Origin of the sequence: Sphingomonas echinoides (assembly GCF_029623395.1) — a bacterium.
GTDB lineage: Bacteria > Pseudomonadota > Alphaproteobacteria > Sphingomonadales > Sphingomonadaceae > Sphingomonas > Sphingomonas echinoides_A.
Genome location: NZ_JAPYKK010000083.1, coordinates 1 through 1,219, shown reverse-complemented (window position 1 = coordinate 1,219; position 1,219 = coordinate 1). Strand labels below are relative to the sequence as shown.

Sequence of the window (1,219 nt, the reverse complement as noted above, 5' to 3'; positions counted from 1 at the left end):
TGAGTAGCCCCGAGTTTTTTAGACGCCTTCAGCTTTCAAAATCTGCTGCCGTTCGAACGCGACGGGCGACAGCATCCCGTTCCTGACCTGCTTGCGCACCGGGTTGTAGAACATCTCGACATAATCGAACACGTCCTGGCGGGCTTCCTCGCGGGTTTTGTACGTTCGGCGCCGGATGCGTTCGCGCTTGAGCGAGGAGAAGAAGCTCTCGGCGACGGCGTTGTCATGGCAGTTGCCGCGGCGGCTCATCGAGTGCTCAAGATTGTGAGCGCGTATGAAGGCAGCCCAGTCCATGCTGGTGAACTGCGAACCCTGATCCGAGTGGATCAGTACCCTTTGCTTCGGCTTACGGCGCCATACCGCCATGTGCAGCGCCTGCAGCACCACATCGCTGGTCTGCCGGCTCTGCATCGACCAACCGACCACGCGGCGGGAAAACAGGTCGATCACGACAGCCAGATAGGCGAAGCCTTCCAAGGTGCGAATGTAGGTGATGTCTGTCACCCAAGCCCGGTCTGGCGCAGCCACGTCGAACTGACGGTCCAGCGTGTTGTCGACCGCCAGGGACGGCTTGCCGCCATGGCCGCCGGGCCTGCGCTTGTAGCCGATCTGCGCCTTGATGCCCGCCAGCCTGGTCAATCTGGCGACCCGGTTCGGGCAGCAGGTCTCGCCGTGATCCAGCAGGTCGTCGTGCAGCTTGCGGTAGCCATAGACCTTGCCACTGTCGTTCCAGGCCCGCCGGATCAGTTCCGTCTGCCGAGCATCTTCCCGAGCCCGCTGAGCCAGCGGGCTCTTTTGCCATGCATAGTAGCCACTTGGCTGCACAGCGAGGCACCGGCACATGGCCCGTACGCCAAAACAATCGCGATGCTCAGCAATGAACGCGTATCTCACTTTGCATCTCGAGCGAAATACGCGGTGGCTTTTTTTAGGATGTCGCGTTCCTCGGTCACCCGGGCCAGCTCGCGCTTCAGCTGGCGGATCTGCGCATCCTTGCCAGCATCGCCCGACACTTGACCCGCCAGCTGCCGCTTCCAGGCATAGAGCGAATGCGGACTGACGCCGAGCCGCTGTGAAACCTCCGCTACCGGATACCCGCGGTCGGTGATCTGGGCCACCGCGTCACGCTTGAACTCATCGCTGAAATTGGGCTTCCCCATCGTCGCCTCCTGTCCTCAAAATTAGGATCGAAGGCGTCCAGAAATCTAGGGGCTACTCA

1 protein-coding gene is annotated in these 1,219 nt (G+C 61.3%); it reads right to left on the bottom strand.

Annotation, left to right across the window (positions count from 1 at the left end):
* Positions 1 to 18 precede the first annotated feature (18 nt).
* A protein-coding gene (locus tag QBJ92_RS20545) for an IS3 family transposase (protein WP_277971545.1) occupies positions 19 to 1,160 on the bottom strand; the annotation gives its coding sequence in 2 pieces (ribosomal slippage) (positions 19 to 920 and positions 920 to 1,160; 1,143 coding nt in all).
* Positions 1,161 to 1,219: the final 59 nt, after the last annotated feature.